At 58.6% G+C, this 16,404-nt stretch carries 15 protein-coding genes; 8 read left to right on the forward strand and 7 right to left on the reverse strand.

What is annotated here, in order from left to right; translation table 11 throughout:
* Nucleotides 1-27: 27 nt before the first annotated feature.
* The 3 genes from ACWUI2_RS08365 to ACWUI2_RS08375 form a co-directional block, all read right to left on the reverse strand.
* Nucleotides 28-1,113, reverse strand: coding sequence for a hypothetical protein (locus tag ACWUI2_RS08365; RefSeq protein WP_486982400.1), 1,086 nt, complete (start codon nucleotides 1,111-1,113; stop codon nucleotides 28-30).
* A gap of 277 nt (nucleotides 1,114-1,390) precedes the next feature.
* Nucleotides 1,391-1,900, reverse strand: coding sequence for a VOC family protein (locus tag ACWUI2_RS08370; RefSeq protein ID WP_486982401.1), 510 nt, complete (start codon nucleotides 1,898-1,900; stop codon nucleotides 1,391-1,393).
* Nucleotides 1,901-1,907: 7 nt separating this feature from the next.
* The gene (locus ACWUI2_RS08375) at nucleotides 1,908-2,393 is read right to left on the reverse strand and encodes a DoxX family protein (RefSeq protein ID WP_486982402.1); all 486 of its coding nucleotides are present in this window, start codon (nucleotides 2,391-2,393) and stop codon (nucleotides 1,908-1,910) included.
* Nucleotides 2,394-2,476: 83 nt separating this feature from the next.
* Here ACWUI2_RS08375 and ACWUI2_RS08380 point away from each other — a divergent pair, with 83 nt between their 5' ends.
* Entirely contained in the window at nucleotides 2,477-3,367 is an 891-nt protein-coding gene (locus tag ACWUI2_RS08380; RefSeq protein WP_486982403.1) for a LysR family transcriptional regulator, read from the forward strand.
* A gap of 65 nt (nucleotides 3,368-3,432) precedes the next feature.
* On the opposite strand, the gene ACWUI2_RS08385 is transcribed toward ACWUI2_RS08380, so the two are convergent.
* On the reverse strand, nucleotides 3,433-5,913 hold the full coding sequence (locus ACWUI2_RS08385) for a TOTE conflict system archaeo-eukaryotic primase domain-containing protein (protein ID WP_486982404.1): 2,481 nt from the start codon (nucleotides 5,911-5,913) through the stop codon (nucleotides 3,433-3,435).
* 246 nt (nucleotides 5,914-6,159) lie between these two features.
* Here ACWUI2_RS08385 and ACWUI2_RS08390 point away from each other — a divergent pair, with 246 nt between their 5' ends.
* The 6 genes from ACWUI2_RS08390 to ACWUI2_RS08415 all read left to right on the forward strand — a co-directional run bounded on the left by ACWUI2_RS08390 (nucleotide 6,160) and on the right by ACWUI2_RS08415 (nucleotide 11,863).
* A complete protein-coding gene (locus ACWUI2_RS08390) occupies nucleotides 6,160-7,590 on the forward strand; it encodes a tyrosine-type recombinase/integrase (RefSeq protein WP_486982405.1) in 1,431 nt (476 codons plus the stop codon).
* 11 nt (nucleotides 7,591-7,601) lie between these two features.
* Nucleotides 7,602-8,336, forward strand: a complete 735-nt coding sequence (locus ACWUI2_RS08395) for a hypothetical protein (protein WP_486982406.1) — start codon at nucleotides 7,602-7,604, stop codon at nucleotides 8,334-8,336.
* The gene (locus tag ACWUI2_RS08400) at nucleotides 8,333-9,091 is read left to right on the forward strand and encodes a hypothetical protein (protein ID WP_486982407.1); all 759 of its coding nucleotides are present in this window, start codon (nucleotides 8,333-8,335) and stop codon (nucleotides 9,089-9,091) included. Before ACWUI2_RS08395 ends, ACWUI2_RS08400 begins: the two co-directional genes overlap by 4 nt.
* Nucleotides 9,092-9,159: 68 nt before the next feature.
* Nucleotides 9,160-9,381: a helix-turn-helix domain-containing protein gene (locus ACWUI2_RS08405; RefSeq protein ID WP_486982408.1), complete on the forward strand. Its 222-nt coding sequence runs from the start codon at nucleotides 9,160-9,162 to the stop codon at nucleotides 9,379-9,381.
* Nucleotides 9,317-10,246, forward strand: a complete 930-nt coding sequence (locus ACWUI2_RS08410) for a DUF3102 domain-containing protein (protein ID WP_486982409.1) — start codon at nucleotides 9,317-9,319, stop codon at nucleotides 10,244-10,246. The genes ACWUI2_RS08405 and ACWUI2_RS08410 overlap by 65 nt, the downstream gene beginning before the upstream one ends.
* Nucleotides 10,247-10,465: 219 nt before the next feature.
* A complete protein-coding gene (locus ACWUI2_RS08415) occupies nucleotides 10,466-11,863 on the forward strand; it encodes a hypothetical protein (protein WP_486982410.1) in 1,398 nt (465 codons plus the stop codon).
* On the opposite strand, the gene ACWUI2_RS08420 is transcribed toward ACWUI2_RS08415, so the two are convergent.
* Entirely contained in the window at nucleotides 11,766-12,380 is a 615-nt protein-coding gene (locus ACWUI2_RS08420; protein WP_486982411.1) for a hypothetical protein, read from the reverse strand. The two genes, ACWUI2_RS08415 and ACWUI2_RS08420, sit on opposite strands and share 98 nt — an antisense overlap.
* 107 nt (nucleotides 12,381-12,487) lie before the next feature.
* On the opposite strand from ACWUI2_RS08420, the gene ACWUI2_RS08425 reads away from it, so the two are divergent.
* A complete protein-coding gene (locus ACWUI2_RS08425) occupies nucleotides 12,488-13,816 on the forward strand; it encodes a hypothetical protein (RefSeq protein WP_486982412.1) in 1,329 nt (442 codons plus the stop codon).
* A gap of 367 nt (nucleotides 13,817-14,183) precedes the next feature.
* Here the strand turns inward: ACWUI2_RS08425 and ACWUI2_RS08430 are convergent, their stop codons facing one another.
* Together ACWUI2_RS08430 and ACWUI2_RS08435 are read right to left on the reverse strand one after the other, a co-directional pair.
* Nucleotides 14,184-15,275, reverse strand: coding sequence for a C45 family peptidase (locus tag ACWUI2_RS08430; RefSeq protein ID WP_486982413.1), 1,092 nt, complete (start codon nucleotides 15,273-15,275; stop codon nucleotides 14,184-14,186).
* Nucleotides 15,276-15,422: 147 nt separating this feature from the next.
* Nucleotides 15,423-16,094 (reverse strand): hypothetical protein, encoded by a 672-nt coding sequence (locus tag ACWUI2_RS08435; RefSeq protein WP_486982414.1) that lies wholly within the window; start codon nucleotides 16,092-16,094, stop codon nucleotides 15,423-15,425.
* Between the last annotated feature and the right edge of the window lie 310 nt (nucleotides 16,095-16,404).

Consider the following 16,404-nt stretch of genomic DNA (forward strand, 5'->3'; position numbering starts at 1 on the left):
CTTGAAAGGTGGGGGGCAGGCGGGCAGTCACGGAGCCCGGCGGTTTTGGTCCTGGTTTCCGGCCGAATTGATTCGTTGGCTCAGACCGGGGGTGCCGATTTCGCGACGGGCTTTCCGCACTTCGCTAACGAAGCGGCGGACATCGAACCGGACGTTGGCCCTGACATTCACCGAGTGGCGGAGATCGTGGCCTTGTTCGTCGGTGAGGCGATAGGCGACGTCGAAGCGCCAATCGCCGGGAAGGAAGCGGGGAACGCGGTGGCGTGGGAGGTCCCAGCTGATACCGGCGGTGTAAACATGGGCTGTGCGATTGGCATCCGGCTCGTCGATCAGACGTAAGGTGTATTCAAAAATGTAAGCCACCTTATGAGGCCGGAAGATCAAACCGGGACTGATTTCGGTCCAGTTCACCCGGGGAAAGTCTTCGGTGGCGTTGCGGCCGGGGAGGCCGAAAGCGTGGTCGTGCATCAGGGCCAGGATGAAGTGTGTTTCCGGGATCCGATCGAGTTGGCGGGAGGAAGTCACGAATGGGCGGAAGCGTCCGAAATAGTCGGCGATTCCGGGAGGCGGGCGCCCGATTGGGAAATCGACGTCGAGGCCCACGAAGGTTTCGTCGAAAAGAGGGAGCGGGGTGATCAAGTGGTGGCGAACTCCGGAGCGGACCAGTCCGATGCCGCCGGAAGTGGTGTCCCCGGCCCGGAACGGATTCGGGGTGAAGAGGGTGGTGCCGAGAAGAAAATCAGTTTGATCGCTGTAGCCATACCAAAGGGTGAGTGGAAAACGGATGAAATCGCGCCGGTGCAAATCACCAAACCGGGGCCGATAATCGAGGGACAAATCGTGTGGATCGAGGGCTTCGGGCAACTGGGTTCCGAAAAACTCGCGGAGCGCTTGCACCGATCCTTGGAGTGGTTTGGGGATGATTTCGATCCAATCTTCCTCCTCTTCGTCCTCCTCCATCTCCTCTTCCTCGTCATCCGTTTCGGCGGGCCGATCCGTGGTTCCCCGGCCGGGGATTCCTTCGGCGGCACGAACAGGTTCGCCAAGGCCGAGCGCGACGACCAGCGCCACCGCGAGAGTGATTGACCAATTGTTTGTTCGAGACCCCGGCATGATAAATTCGCCGGTTCTCCCGGGGGACGACCAACGGTTGCCGGGAGAGGCCGGACCTCTTGATTTTAACCGCTCAAGCAACTTTCATGCATCCGGGATTACCCGGAATCAGGCTAGTGAGCAATCCAGTTTAATCCGTCAGTATTCAGTCGGACCGTGAAGTCTTTGGTGCCGGGGCGTGAAAATACCGGAAAGGGACGGCGGAGCCAACCCCACTACTTGGTGCGTTGTAGAGGAGTGTTTCGGATCGGCGAGCGGACTCGGAGGTGGGCGGAAGTTATCGAAGCTCTTGGAGCAACCCGGCGAGGTCCAAGGGACGGGTGAACATGTTCAGTTTCCCTTCCGGCGTGCGGGGCCAGCTCTCGGGCGGGCGGTCCCAATACAGTTCCACGCCGTTTTCGTCGGGATCACGCAGATAGAGCGCTTCGCTCACCCCATGATCGCTCGCACCGTCGAGGCGAACGTCGGCCGCGGTCAGGCGACGCAGGGCGTCCGCCAACGCGGCCCGCGACGGGTAAAGGATGGCCAAATGGTAAAGTCCCGTGCGACCCGGGGGCGGAGGGAGGCCGTCGGCAGTTTCCCAAGTGTTCAACCCAATATGATGATGGTAATCGCCGGCGGAGATGAAAGCGGCCTGGGAGCCGTAGCGCTGCGTCACCTCGAATCCCAGGACGTTACAATAGAAGGCGAGCGCCCGCTCCAGATCGGCCACCTTGAGATGGACGTGGCCGATGCGGGCGCCCGGGTCGATCGGACGGAAGTTTTTGTCCTGAGAGGGCGCCGTCATTGGGCGATTAGGCCGAAGCGAGCTGCGCTTCCGCCGGTTTGCGGGAAGCGGCGGGCGTGGTCAGCGCGCGGTCGACCGAGACCCCTCCGCCCCCGGCGATCAACAAGGTGACCGAGGCTGCCAACAGGAGGAGCGGAAACTCCATTCCGCCGGAACTGGCGAAGAAGGCGGTCCGGTGAACCAGCAAAATCGCGACCGCCATGGTGACCGCGTTTAACGCCGCCCCGACGCGGGTGAGTGCTCCCGTCATGATCATCAGCCCCCCGATGAACTCGGCGGCCCCGGCGTTGAACGCCCAGAAGATCCCCGGCGCCAGACCGAGTGCTTCCTGGAAGAACGCACCGGTCCCGGACAAACCGTGGCCGCCGAACCAGCCGAAAAGCTTCTGCGCCCCATGGGCGACGAGAATGGCACCGGCGGCCACCCGCAAGGGAAGGAGGGCGACTGAGTCGCCGGTTTGAATGAGTCGATGAAAGAATTGTTTTGTAACCATGCCTTTCAGGATACCTCACCGGCCGCGTTCGCGGAAATATCATGTTCCTTGCCTGAGCCAACCTTTTAGGTATTGTAGCGGCCATGGAACTGCGTCACCTGCGTTATTTCGTCGCGGTCGCCGAGGAGGAAAACATTACCCGGGCGGCCGAGCGCCTGCATTTGTCCCAACCCCCTTTGAGCCGCCAGATCCGGGATCTGGAAGAGGAAGTTGGCGTCCCGCTGCTGGAGCGAAACGCGAGGTCGGTGCGGTTGACCGCGGCCGGACGGATTTTCCTGGGAGAAGCCCGGGCGGTTCTTTGGCGGGCGGACCAAGCCGTAACCGCTGCGCGCGCCGCCGGTCAGGCGCTCGAGCTGCATTTGGGTTACGCGCCTTCGCCTACCGGGGAATTTCTTTCGCCGGTGTTGCGGGCCTACGCGAAAGCGATGCCGCAGGTGCGGGTGGTGCTCCATGATCTCAGTTCGGCGGAGTTGGTCGCCGGCCTCCGCACGGGGCGGTTGGGCGCGGCTCTGATGGTCGAGCCGCCGGGGCGTTTGCCCCGCGGGCTTTGTTTCGAAAGCCTGCGGGCCTCCCCGATGGGGGTGATGGTAGCGAAGAGCCATTCTTTGGCGAAACGGCGGCGGGTCTCCCGGGAGGAAGTCGCGAAGGAACCGTTGGCGGTGTTTCGGAAAGAAGATTATCCGGATTACCATCAGGTTCTTCGGACGACCCTCGGGGTGCCATCGTCGAAACTCCGCATCGTCGAGGAGTGCGACGGCGCGCTGAGCCTGATCGCGGCGGTGGAACGTTCGGGAACGGTCGCGGTCGCGGCCGAATCGATTCTGTCGATCGCCGGCCCGCGGGTGGTGTTCGTCCCTTTGAGTCCGCCGCCACCGCCCCTGAAAGTCGGTATTTGTTTTAAGGATACGCCACCTCGATCGGCCGCCCTGACCCGATTCATCGAAACCGCCCGGACGGTTGCCCCGATGGCCTGATGAAAGTCGCTTGATTAGGTGCTGAAGAATGTGACGGAAACACATTCGATCATTTCAAACACCCTTCAAAGATTCAGCCTCGCAGCTTCGTCTTTTACAATCACGTAACCCATGCTTCGATACGCGGGCAGTCGCTTGCGATACATGCTACACGCGAGCGGGAGTTGTTCGTCCAGATAGTCATAAATCAGGACGTTGTCCTTCCCGGGGGAACTGCGATGGAGGCGGCCTGCGTATTGGACCAGGCGACCCTTGAATGCAATTGGCATGGTGAGAAAGAGGGTGTCGAGAACCGGTAGGTCAAAACCTTCTCCCAACAGCGAACTGGTGGCGAACAGGCAGGCCGGACGTTTTTCCTGAACTGCGCCGAAAAAGACAGCAAGAGCGGCCTCGCGTTTTCGGGGCGATAGGGATCCCTCGATCCTCACCAAGTCTGCCTTCGCGTCCGAAAGCCTCTCCGCCACCATTTGCGATAAGATCTCTAAGTGCTCTATTCGATCCGATAAAACAATCGGGGCTTGTCGATCCTGAACCGCAGTGGCAACGTCCGACGCGATTAGCTCATTTCGTGCGCCGTCGGCAACCATTCGTTGCCACACCAGATGGAGGGGGAGCGGCTTGCCATCGTCTTGTGAAGCATTGAAGTCGCTCGTTCTGAGGAGAACTTGCTTCACCAAGTCATCCTGTTCGCCGGGACTGATTACATGCCTTATGGGTCCGCATTGTTGATACAAGAGGCGTTCCAGGCGATCCTTTCGCTCAGGGGTCGCCGTAAGACCGGTAATAAGCCGGCTGCCGCATTCCTTCAACAGCGCCTCCAGAGTGACCGCCGGGATATGATGACATTCGTCGATAATCACATGTCCGTAATCTCGAAAGAAGGCACTTGGATTATCCACATTCGCCAAGGTCTGAATCATCGCCACATCGATGCGGCCGGTCCTTTTCTTGCGGGCTCCCCGCCACTGGCCGATTTCCTTTTTCGACAAACCAAGAAACTTCTGGAGCCGGTCGAGCCATTGTTCCAGCAGCGTCTGCCGGTTCACAAGTATCAGAGTCGCCACTTTCCTTTTTCCGATCATCGCGCAAGCCATGACCGTTTTTCCTGATCCCGGCGGCGCCACCAGGACTCCGTGTTCGTGGCGAAGCATTTCCATGGTGGCGGCTTTCTGATAGCTCATCAGTTCGCCCTTGAATCCAAGGCGCACTTTTTTTGGCGCGAGTCGGCGGTCCTCGATTTTTAACCGCGAACCGCATGCGGCGAAGAGTTCGATCGTCGCCTCCAAGCACCCCCGGGGGAGAATGATTCGGTCGTGGTGGACCTCGCCGGAGAAAATGTATTTTGCGATATTGTAGGTGGGATAGCGCTGCTGCTGCTTTTCGTAGAAAACAGGGTTGGGGATAGTCGCCAGAGCTTTCAGTCGCCCCACCATTTTATCCGAAAGGTTTTCCGTTGGAATGATCAGATTTTCGGCCAGCCACGCTTTCCAATCGGGAAGGACGGGCAAATCCAGCGTCTCCTCCTGAGAGGCACGAAGAATGTCTTCCTCTAATTCGAAGGGCGGAACCTCACCGGATGTATCGATGGTGAGATGTTCGTGCAGAATTGTCCGTAAATCTTCGAGGTTCAGTCGCCTCACCGCAGTCAATGCGTGCCATTGATCCGGTAGAGGGGCAAAAGACTCGTCAACGAACTCTGTGAACCCGTAAACACGTCGTTTCTTTTGCAGCGGCAACGCGATCAAATTGCCGAATCCGCCTTTGGGCAAGAAATCCTGGTTCGGAAAGAAACGGTCGTATGTGTCGAGACGCAGATGGCGGTGGCGTGCCGCGGCTCGAGCCAGTAACAGACTTCCGAGCCTGCGGGCGATTGCAGCCTGGACAGGTTCCGCGAAAAAAACCCAAGCATGGGCGCCGTTTCCCGAGCGGGAAATCTCCAACAAACATTCGATGCCAAGGCGTGCGGCTTCGTCGCGATACGCTCCAGCGTCTCCCTGCCAGCCATCCCCGTCGAAGTCGGCTGCGAGAAAAATGCACGTGTCGTTTGGTCGGATAGCGTAGGTTCCCGCAACGATTTCGCCTCGCAGGTGCGACTCGACCACCGAGGATGAAAGCGGCTCGAATTTTTGCGATCCGAAACGCGCAAAAATCTCCGTCGGTTTGAGACGGCGACCGGACCCCCAAATCGATTCACAAACCGGAGAATAACCCGTTCGGCCGGACTGGGCGTTTACCCACATTCGGGGATAGAGGTCTTTGCGCGCGACAAAGAGACGTTCAAAAAGCGCAATTTTTTTCTCGGTCGCTTCAGGATAAGTTCGCTCATCCAAAGATAACGCTGGATCCGAAATGGAGCGCTCCTTCGCCCGTAGATCCCGGAGTTCCCTAAGTAAACTAACCCGTTCGGCTTCAATTGCCTCTAGCCTGTTTTTGATTTCGCCAGTTCGATTGATTTCCTCCATATGGCCGTAACGGCAATTTGGGCGAATCAATTCAGCCAGTCGACTCGAAATCTTGCCAACGTTCCAGCTGGAATCCGGAACCATGAGAATGAAGCGTGGAAAGTGATTTCGTCAGTATGGCCGCGATAGTAGCGCCTGAGGGGTTCCGAAGGATATAAACACAGACACGCTGCGAGGCTGGGGTAAAATGGCTGCCCGGGTAGGATTCGAACCTACGACCAAGTGATTAACAGTTTTAATCTTGCAAGACTCCCGCCTGTTCCCTTCTGTTCCTCAAAATAGCCACAGAAGCGGGATAGAAAGTCATTCGAAGAGCCATAAGGAGGGAGCATGAAAGACCAGAAAAGCACGCATGAGAACCAGAAAAACCGGACACTTTCCGGACACTCCGACCGGACACCGGGGAAAGATTCCGTCACATATTGGAAAGCCCGCCTAAAGCAACGTAAGGGGGGAGGGGGCAAAACTGTCCCCTCATGGCAGGTCCGGCTGACGTATCTTGGGAAAGAAGCCTGGTTCAATCTCCACACCGAGAACCGAGATGCCGCCGCGAGTAAGGCGAGGGAGCGCTACCGGTTCCTGATAGCGAACGGATGGGAATCAACGTTGGCGGAGTTCAAGCCGAAGGCCAGGAAGCCGGAGCGGGTGGCAACCGTAGGAGAACTAATCGAGGCCGCCGCCAAGGTGTCTCCGGCGAACCCGAAATCAGTCCGGCAATACGGTGTTAAACTCCGGCTGATCGCCGCAGAGATCGCCAAGGTAAAGGCTGGCAAGGAACGATACGGCTACCAGAAAGAGGCATTTACAAAATGGCGCTCAAAGGTGGACGCTCTTCCTCTTTCACTTCTCACGGGCGACAACGTGGCCAAGTGGCGAGCGGAGCGCATAGCCGTCGAAAATGACCCGATTAAGCGTCAGGCAGCAAAGGTGAGCGCCGATTCCACCATCAGGCAGGCAAAGGCGCTGTTAGGAAAAAAACTCCTACCTTTCATTGCTAATGAACTTCAGTTACCGACCCCTCTCCCTTTTACCGGTATTTCCCTTGGAAAAACGACTCGGCGGTTTCGGTCGGAGGTGTCACCGCTTTGGTTGTTCTCTGTCGCCAAGGCCGAACTCGCAGGAGCTCAGAACGAGAAACTGCCGGAACGCCGGGATCGACGCGGTCGACTCCTTCCGAAACCTGATATTAACCCGGGCCAGGCGAAGCGTGAACAGTGGAAGGCGTTCGCTTTGCTTATGCTGGCTGGATTACGAAGAGCCGAAGCCGACACACTGACATGGAAACAAATCGACTTGGAGAACGCGCAACTTCGAGTTGAGCGAACGGCCTACTTTTCTCCAAAAACCCCCGAGGCCGAACGGCTCATCGATCTTTCTTCCGATGCGGTCGACATCTTTCGCCGATTCAAATCCCAAGGAAAACAGAACGCGCTGTTTGTTCTCCACGGTGGAGAGGCGAGGCCCGCTTCGAAGCGCGAATATTACCGGGCCGATTCCGCTCCTTGGCGAACCTGGGAGGGACTGACGGCATGGTTACGCGAAAAAGGTGTGAATGCACCGAAACCGCTTCACGCGTTGCGGGCAATGGCGGGGGGGCTTATCAATGAGGGCTTCGGACTGGAGGCCGCCCGCGACTTCTTGGGCCATGCTGATATCAAGACGACGAGCGCCAGTTACATGCCAAGGCGGCCAAAGGTTGCGGTGTCGTTCAACCTGCCCGAAACGGACTTCGCCGCCGAAACACGGGAGACCGGACAATGAGGCGAGCGAAAATGAATTACACGAAGGCCATGGAAAATGGACTTCTGGGAGACAACTCAACCCCACTGGTTAGGCGTCTGGATTTGCTTCAAAAGTACGCCTCCAGTGGCGATCTAATCGGACTTGGCAAGACAGGAAGTTGGGCTGGCCGGATCGTCATGATATCTGTCCTTTTCTTTAAACCCGACGATAAGAAATGGCATCGGACGGTCGGGGGATTCATGCTCGCAAAAATGGCCCTCCCTGATGCTGATTTCTTTCGTGAGATCGCGGATGTGATCGAAAATTATTTTCCAGAAGGAGGACGATTCCCGACGGAAAAATTCGATGTTTCTTTGGCTTCCGCAGCCGCGTACGTAAAACGGAAAATAAGGATCAAAGCCAAAGACCACGGGAAGGCGGTCTCGGACGTCGTCTCTGTCTCCATCACGCGTGACGAAGTGTATGAACATGCAATTAGGGGAAATCCCGACCAAAACCATCTTCAAACCGATGCCATATGCAATTACTTGCAATCCGTCGGTGTCACGATTTTGGCGCCGGCCCGGCAATTGCGGAAACAGGCCAAAAGCCTGTGCGAGAAACTTGATAAGAGCAAAAGCTATACCCCGTCGGAGCTCGAAAAGATCGCGGGGCAAAATGATTTTAAAGGCAGCCGAAAGACACTGTTACGAGGGGCGAAAGACGCTCGGATTAAAATCGAGAAGATGCGAGCGGGTCGGCACCTAGGGACCTCCGAACAATGAGAAAAACTAGGGTAAACTACAAGAAAGCTCTGCAGGATGGCCTCTTGGGCGACGAATCAACGCCATTAATCGAGCGTTTGGAAAGGCTCTTTAAATGCGCTGTGACTGGTGACTTGATCGGCGTTGACGAGACACGAAATTGGATCGGCAGGATCGTCATGACTTCAACGGTTTATCACCTGCTAGATGACCCGGAAGAATGGGCGGAACTGGTTGGGGCCTTCATACTCGAAAAAATTACCGCTCGCGAGGGAGCTTTCTTTTGTGAAGTCGCGAAGGTCCTCGATGAATATTTTTGTCAAGGATCCCGAAACCCACAGGATCAATTCGATATTTCCGTGGCCCGCGCAGCCGCGTACGTTAAACAAAAAATAAGGAATAAAGCCGAAAAGGAAGGAAAATCGGACTCTGATATCACCTCTATATCAGTTGCACGCGATGAAGTGCGTCGGCATGTAACCAACATGCATACAGACCACCAGACCTATCATAATATTGAGAAAATCTGCAAGCATCTCGAATCTGTCGGCGTCACGCTTACCAGACCTGTTCGGGGAAATCGAAAAGCGGTCAAATCTCTGCTTGATGGTCTTGACAAAAGCAAAAGCTATACTCCCTCAGAGATCGAAGAATTTTGCAGGAAAAATGAATTCGAAGGCAGTCGAAAGACCTTCATTCGCGCTGCGAAAGAGGCATCAATTGAGATTGAAAATATGCCAACTGGTCGACCCCCAAAATCCGCCAAGAAGAATTAGGACAACTTATTTTTCTTCAGATAAATAGCAGCTTTCTGTCCAAATTACATGGGTGTAGAGTGTCGCTCATGCACCTAGAAAAGGACACCACAGCACTAATCACTCGGAACGAGGCGGCCGCCCGTTTCCGGGTGCATCCAAAAACAATCGCTCGATGGCAACGCGAGGGCCGGCTGCGAGCGTACCATGTCGGACCCAGGAGCATCCGCTACTCCGTTACTGACATTGAGCAGTACTTGGCACGTGCCGCAACGAGATCTGACGAGCGGCCAAGGGACGAACAGGAATAAGAAATTAATTAAGGTCGGCCTGTCGGCCGAAATCAAAAAACGCAAAATGAAAGACACGATTAAACGATCACTCTGCGACGCAACAGACAGCAGCAACCGGGATACCAAAATCACACCCGCTGATATCGCGGAAATAGACTCCCTCCACAACAGCATTTGGAGCCTTGGCCAGACGGCACTTGAGAAGGCCATTGCGATAGGCTCAAAACTAACTGACATCAAGCGAAAACTAAACCATGGCCAATGGCAAAACTGGGCGGAAGAGAACCTTCCCTTTGACCTTCGTACGGCGCAGAACTATCTCCGCGTTTATACCGAGCGCGCTCTTCTAGAAAACGAAAACGTTTCGTTTTTGAGTGACGCCTACAGGCTGATCAACCAGAGAAAACGCGAACCCAAACAGGTAGAGGCCGAAGAGGAACAGCAGGAGACCGGGGGCGAGAAGCTTCGAGAAACGGATGTCAAACCGTCGCCGGCACCTCCGTCGAATGAAGCACCAGGAGGAGATAAACAACCGAGCCAGGTCAGTTACGTGTCCTCTCTTGACGCACCACAAGAATACAAGGCCGAAGCGCCGAATACTGAAGAAAATCCCGGAGAGGGTGTGCCGCCATTGGAGGTGGCGAGGCCGGACGAAATGTTGGAAAATCGGATTTTAACAACCCTTCATGGATTTCGTGAAGTCCAGGAGGATCTTATTTCCGTCGTGCAAAAGTTAAAAGGTCAAAAAGACAGCGCTAAGATCACAAAGCCAACAATCCAACAGGTGCGGCGAGCATGTAGGAACGCATCGACGAGCCTTGCTCCTTGGAGCGACCATCCGGCTCTGAAACACTCTATAACGAAAATGAGGACGGAAATATGAAGACGTCAAAGACAAACCACAGAAGTGAAAGTCCGGCTCAGGTCGAGTTGTGGCCGGAGGAAACTCTCCGCAGTTATCCGCCCTCAACCGAGGAAGCCGTGGCCGAATTTCGGCACTGGAGATTGCCGCCGCCAAACGGAACATCGGTAGAACCGTCCGTCGAAACCGGGTCCCGATCCGCGGGATTCCCGGGATCGGGCGATGCGATCAACGAAACCGATGAAGAAAACGACCTCCGATAAGATCCGGAAAACTTCGCCCGACGCCCCGGCGAATACGCCGGCCGGATCGGCGTCGACGACCGGTGCCGCCGAACTCTGCCGCCTCGCCGTCCTGGGGGGACTGATTTCGCCGAGCGAAGGGTTCCTCAATTCAGCCGGAGTCCCCGTCTCCACGACGGTCAACGTCGCGTTGGTCCACGACGGGAGTCACACGGTTTCCCGGCTGATCCGAAATCTGTTCGGGACGGCCGAGGCTTGCGCCCGGCAGGCCACGGAGGCCTCCATGCAAGTGGATCGCTACTGGCTGGGGACGAAACTGATCAGGGGAGGAGCCGATCTCGTCAATCGCGAAGTTTATGACCGGGGAGATCAAAGGTATCGCCTGGGTCAAATGATGCCGTTCCTCGCGTTGAAGAGCCCATGTTTCTATCTGCGCGGAGCACCCACGGAAAAAGCCGTCCTGCAAGCTTTCAGCGAAAGTTTCGACCGGAAGGTGCTTTTCAATTTCGCGGGATCGGATTTCCTGTCCTCTTTGGTCGACGGACGCAAGGAGGGCCCGGCGCTCCGGTTCGTGTCACTCGTCGACCGGGTCCTTCGCGGGGAAGCTATCACGCTCCCGGGATGCCGGGACAAGGATGTCCCCCGGCTCGTCCATGGCAAGGGGGCTGGATTTTTCGAACTTTCCCGTGCGACGTTCGATCAGTTGATGGCCCGGGGACGTCCCCAGGTTCTGCGCCTTCTCAAGCAGAGCATTCTGGTGGATCTCTCCTCCGAAGCCGATGTCTCCGATTCCTGCGTCCTCCCATCCGGGAACGACCGCGAGGCCGCCGCCGCGCATTCGGTGATCCAAAGACGGATGCGGGGAGACCAGCGGCCGTTGTTCCGATTGGATTTTCGCAGCTGGGAGGAACTGGTGCAAACGAAGGCCATAAAGAGCCCGGACTTCGCGGATTGGCTGGATCCTTACTTCGACCTTCCCGGGAAACTGGCCGCCGCCCACCTCCTCGCCCCGGCGTATCCCACGACAACCCAACAACTTTTCAGCCGGGTTTGCGAGCTGAGTTTTCGAACGATGAACAGCCAACTCGCCCTGCTCAAGGCCGTGACGGCCAAGCGGCGGCAGGGGGAGGACGAAGTAAAGGAGGCTGCGATCGTCCAACGCCTCGCCGCCCCGAAGAAATTCCGCGAGTTGGCCCGGACTTTCGCCGATCAGCGCAAGCAGGCGATCTGGCCATCGCTGGCTCGGCTGATGGCGGCGGGGCGGGTGGTCCAGGTTGAAGGCGACCGTTACCTTGCGGTCACCACGGAAGAACCGGAGGAGGAGGCTCGGCGACCATTCGGGCATATCGCTCCCGCCAATCCGGGGGAGCGTCGAGATGGGTGCGCGTCGGAGTGACCCAGACGTCGTCGTCGGTATCCGGCAGATTGGAAAGGGGGTCTCCTTCGAGTTTTTTCCGGCAATCGATCCGGTGGGCTCGGATCAACACCCGCAAGGGACAACTCACATAACTCCACCATTCGTCTTCGAATCTCGAAAGGCTCGTATCCAGCCGGGAAGGGTCAAAGATTTCGGCGAAAACGGTGTCAACCAGGAATCGATACGGCTCGGACTCCCCGAAGGTGAGCGACAGGTCAACCGCCAGGCGCACGTCGCCCGAAACATCTTCCTTCTCTCCGTCTCCGTTCCGCTCCGCCAAGCGGAGGCTTTTCGCGTGATAATAGACCCGCCGCCGGACGAAACCATGCACCGCGAAGTGCCAATGGACGGCGAACGAAGTCAGCGCCCCGGGGAGAGCTTCGGGATCGAACACGCCGGGAATGACCTCATCCAACTCCACCTCCACCTCGAAATTCCGGCCATCACTCGCCCGGATGGTGCCCGCGACCCTCACGTCTCCGGACCGGCATTCCATGTTCCTCCCGCTGAGACGGCGGCGCGGATTCACGTCCCCCGACGATGATTTTTCCCGCCCCATCAATCCAAACTACCCGGCGAAACGCCGGAAACAAGCAAAACTCCATGAACGAAGAATCAAACAACCCTTTGCAGACCTATAGCCGCTTCCCGGCAGAAAGCCTGCAGGATGCGGTGATGAAACTGATCTCCACCGTCTCGGCCTCCGAGCGGATCGGCCCCACATCCGTCTTCCTCGAAATCGCCTCGATGATCGGCTATGGCCTGGGGCACGATCTCCAGATCATCGGACTCGCGGACGAATTGCTCTGCCCGAACCTCCAGGGCGTTGTCTTGGCGAACCGGCACTCGCCGAGGCGGCTGACCTTCAGAGCCTTGGCCGAGCCCTTGCTCTCGCTCGAGAAGAAAGCCGCCTACTGCCGGGATAACCATGCGGCGAAGACCCGCGAAGACCGGCTCGACCTCAAAACGGCCGAACTCAAGGCGGCGCTTCGACTTGGAAACGTCAGTTCGGCGGCGCTCCAAAAAATCGTCACCGAATTCGTCGAAGCGGCGGCTTCCCTCCAGCCGCCCCTGCTTTTCGAGGGCTGGGAGCGACAAGCCTTGCGAAGCCATCTCGACCGGCAATCGGGGAGCGTATGGTGGCCGTGCTTGTCGGGCTTTCCCGGTCGCGACTGGAGTAACCTTCCTTCTCCCCTCCGGGTAAAACTGGAGAGGGCGCTCCAGGGGGTCTCGAACCGGAACGGCAGATCTCCGGGCGGCCCCGCCGTCTCGTTTTTCGCCGTGGCGGATCCTGACGACGCCGCCCCCCTGGTCGAATCCGCCCCGCGGAACAATTTGATTCTTTGCCCCATCGACGAACGCTTTGACGACGCCAAGCGAACCGGGGCGGGAATTCCTATGGATTCACTGGAAATGTTCGTCTACGGAGCGCTCGCCACCCGACTGCGCTACCCCCCCACGACTTGGGAGCTGGACGAACCCAGCCGCCGGGAGTTGGCCCGCCTTTATGACGACATGAAACAAGCCGAGCGGACGCCAGGTCCCGGAAGAAAAACGCCCCTGACCTTCTTCGTGGCCGTCGCCCTGAAACTGATGATTATTTTGAAATTCGTGGATACACCGGAGGAAAAGCCCGCCCGCAAGGCCGCCGCTCTCGCCCGGCACCTGGCTTGGAGCCACCTCCAGGCGATATCGCTCGCGAGCCGGGAATCGGCGGAATCCGGCCCCGACCGACCGTCTCCGGAAGACCTCATGCTGGAACGTATTCGAAAAATCACTGCGTCCAAAGGTCCGCCCACCTTCCGCGAACTCCGACGGACCTTCAAGATTCAAACGAAAGAACGGCACCTTCCGACCCTCGAGAATTTGATCGAATCGGGACTGGTTCGACGCGACGGGAAAGGGCGTTTGCACGCCTCGCCCCACTGGTGAGGGGGCAGACCGGGGAAGAAAAGCGGCAGCCGCGGGAGGAACGGCAACCGTCAACGGCTGCCGCTCCCGCGCTCCCCCGGCGGATTTCGCGTTGACGAAACTGACAGGGCGGACCGCGTCCCGCGTCCCGCTTCCCGATTCAGCGAGGTGTTCCGGCGGATCCTCGATGTCGCCGTCCCCTCCCGGACGGAAGAGCCCCCTGCGGATCAACAGAGCCTGCGGCTTGCCCCCGAACCACAAACGGTTCCCCGTGTGTGAGCCTGTAGAAAGGACCCGCTGGTTCTTCGTTCCGACAGCTAAACAGTTAAAAGAAAGGCCTCCCACCTTCCCCCTACGCGAGGGGCCGGCCTTTCTTTCTCCATTCCCATTAATCAATGGGCACCCGCAGGCGCCAGTCGCCGCTCCCCGGACAAAAGGCCATCGACTGAATGGTGAAGTCGTGGGTGACCGGCGGACGCGCCAGTTTTGCCAATGCCTCGTCCAGGGTCACCGGGGTTCCCTTCTTCAATCGCCTGACTAAGGCCCGGTAGCGGGGCCGGGTGTCGTTCAACCAATCCTGTCCGAACTCATCGGTGGTGATTTCCCGGCCGTTCAAGCCGCGGTTCTCGCCCCCCGCGAAATGGTTGGTCTGGACCAGCATGCCGTTCTCCCCGGTGCGCCGGGAGGTCTCCCGTCCGAAGCCCTGAAGGACCACCTGCTCCGAGGGCCGCCGTCCGATCACGTGGGCGAAGAACGGGGTGAAGGTCTGGTATTCCTCCAGCCGCCTCAGCAACTGTGGGAAGGTCCCGAAACCGTCACAGACCGCCCGCAGACGCTGCGCGACCGGCGCCTGGCCCAATTGGAACGGCAGCGCGTGCGATGGGGCCTGGTTCAACGTCAGCGCCCAGTGGCCCGGCCGCATCGCGGAGAGGATTCCGGTCATGCCGGCGACGCCCAGGGAGAGGTAGCTTTTACGACCGTGATGAAAGCGGACCACGACGCCATACTTCCCGATTCCCGGCGGGATCCCCCAGTCGAGGTTGCGGGCCAGCGCCGGGAAACCATCGGGCAGGACGAAGGAAAAACTGGAGCAGGCATTGGCGAAGAGACGCTCGTGGAGCTGGGCGAGATCGTAAATGATGTTGGCCAAAAGGACCAATGGGTAGGACAAGCCGCAACACCGAGCGATCCCCTTGGTCTCCCGGGCATACTCCATGCCGGCCGCCGTCGCCCCGAATCCGACCAGGCGCCCCACTACCTCGACGGAGGATCGCCTCAGGATGTTCGATCGCCAGATGTATTGGATAAAAGGAGGGAGGAACTCGAGGTTCTCCTCGATCCATTGCTCCACCTCGGTCATCAAGCGGCAGACATCGCCGCTGACCTCCTCCATCGCCGGCAGCCACCGCGTCTCCGGCGGCTCCCGCAAGTCGACATCCACGCAGAGCCCGCGGACGGTATCGTAATCGTTCAGTTTCATCGTTCGGTAAAATCGGCCCCGGGACCGGAACCCTCCGCAAACGAAGGACCGGCCCCGGGGAATTGTTTGCTTTTTGGTTCTTCGGGCGAGGGTTTTCGTTTCCAGCCTCGCCAGCCACGCCCTCCGGTCGGGCGGGGTGCTTCTTTCTTATCGAAGACGACGTTCCCACCTGCCGCTCCGGCGTTCCTTCTCTGCATGAAGCCGGGCTTTCCAGAACGGCTGCCTGGCGGACTCGGCCAGGACGCCCGGACCCCATTCCTCCCGGATCCGGCGTCCCAGCGAGGCCTTGGCGGACGACATCGCGGAGGGACTCACCCCGTGTTCCCGGGCCGTCGCCCTCAACCCCCGGCCTTCCGCCAGCGCCACCGCCACCGCGTTTTCTCGCGGGTCGAGCGTCCGTTCCAACTCCTCCCACGCCAAATGCCGCAGGGCTTCCGTGGCGGGATCCTCCCGCTCGTCGGCCAGGACATCGGCTAGCGTCATCTGCTCTCCCGGTTCGCCGGCGAGAGGCTGTTCAGTCGAAACGAGTTCGGCCCGTCCCCGTCGCCGGGTCATCGGCGCCATCACGTCGGTCGCCGTGCAGCCGGTGCTGCGGCGGCCCGCCCGCAACAGGCGGACCGTGTAGAAGGCAACGTTTCCGGGCGTCACCCGTTTGCCGGTCTCGACGCACCGGGCCAGCAGCTTCGCCGCCATGGCGATCCCGTCCTGACGCAGTTCCTCCAGATCCTCGACGCCCACCGGCACGATCGAGTGAGCGATGAGGGAGTCCAGGCGCGGGGCGATTTCGTTTACCAACAGGTCTCCGGTTGCAGTATCCATGTTTTGTTCCTCGAATTGATAACCGCGTACGCAAAAAAACCGCCGGAGGGAGCGGCCGTCCCCACCGGCGGTTGACAGAAGATAAGAGTTATCCTGTCACGTATTTATAGCACGGATACCGATGGTGTTCCGGATTCGGCGGCCCTCCCTATGGGCGGTCCCTGCGTCTGCGATTCTGCAACTGCTTGCTGAGTTGCGGGCCGGGAATCTCCGGCAAAACCGAAACCCGATTCGTTTTTCCTACCTTAGGTTCGGATTGGATGATGCCACTTGGGCTGAAAAGCCACCTCCCCGGGCGTTGCGAGAACGA

It is taken from the genome of Verruconatronum alginivorum (assembly GCF_056590205.1).

Excerpts from the sequence above, each read along its gene's own strand:
- ACWUI2_RS08365 (WP_486982400.1), bottom strand. The coding sequence starts at position 1,113 with ATGCCGGGGTCTCGAACAAACAATTGGTCAATCACTCTCGCGGTGGCG.
- ACWUI2_RS08370 (WP_486982401.1), bottom strand. The coding sequence starts at position 1,900 with ATGACGGCGCCCTCTCAGGACAAAAACTTCCGTCCGATCGACCCGGGC.
- ACWUI2_RS08375 (WP_486982402.1), bottom strand. The coding sequence starts at position 2,393 with ATGGTTACAAAACAATTCTTTCATCGACTCATTCAAACCGGCGACTCA.
- ACWUI2_RS08380 (WP_486982403.1), top strand. The coding sequence starts at position 2,477 with ATGGAACTGCGTCACCTGCGTTATTTCGTCGCGGTCGCCGAGGAGGAA.
- ACWUI2_RS08385 (WP_486982404.1), bottom strand. The coding sequence starts at position 5,913 with ATGGTTCCGGATTCCAGCTGGAACGTTGGCAAGATTTCGAGTCGACTG.
- ACWUI2_RS08390 (WP_486982405.1), top strand. The coding sequence starts at position 6,160 with ATGAAAGACCAGAAAAGCACGCATGAGAACCAGAAAAACCGGACACTT.
- ACWUI2_RS08395 (WP_486982406.1), top strand. The coding sequence starts at position 7,602 with ATGAATTACACGAAGGCCATGGAAAATGGACTTCTGGGAGACAACTCA.
- ACWUI2_RS08400 (WP_486982407.1), top strand. The coding sequence starts at position 8,333 with ATGAGAAAAACTAGGGTAAACTACAAGAAAGCTCTGCAGGATGGCCTC.
- ACWUI2_RS08405 (WP_486982408.1), top strand. The coding sequence starts at position 9,160 with ATGCACCTAGAAAAGGACACCACAGCACTAATCACTCGGAACGAGGCG.
- ACWUI2_RS08415 (WP_486982410.1), top strand. The coding sequence starts at position 10,466 with ATGAAGAAAACGACCTCCGATAAGATCCGGAAAACTTCGCCCGACGCC.
- ACWUI2_RS08420 (WP_486982411.1), bottom strand. The coding sequence starts at position 12,380 with ATGGAATGCCGGTCCGGAGACGTGAGGGTCGCGGGCACCATCCGGGCG.
- ACWUI2_RS08425 (WP_486982412.1), top strand. The coding sequence starts at position 12,488 with ATGAACGAAGAATCAAACAACCCTTTGCAGACCTATAGCCGCTTCCCG.
- ACWUI2_RS08430 (WP_486982413.1), bottom strand. The coding sequence starts at position 15,275 with ATGAAACTGAACGATTACGATACCGTCCGCGGGCTCTGCGTGGATGTC.
- ACWUI2_RS08435 (WP_486982414.1), bottom strand. The coding sequence starts at position 16,094 with ATGGATACTGCAACCGGAGACCTGTTGGTAAACGAAATCGCCCCGCGC.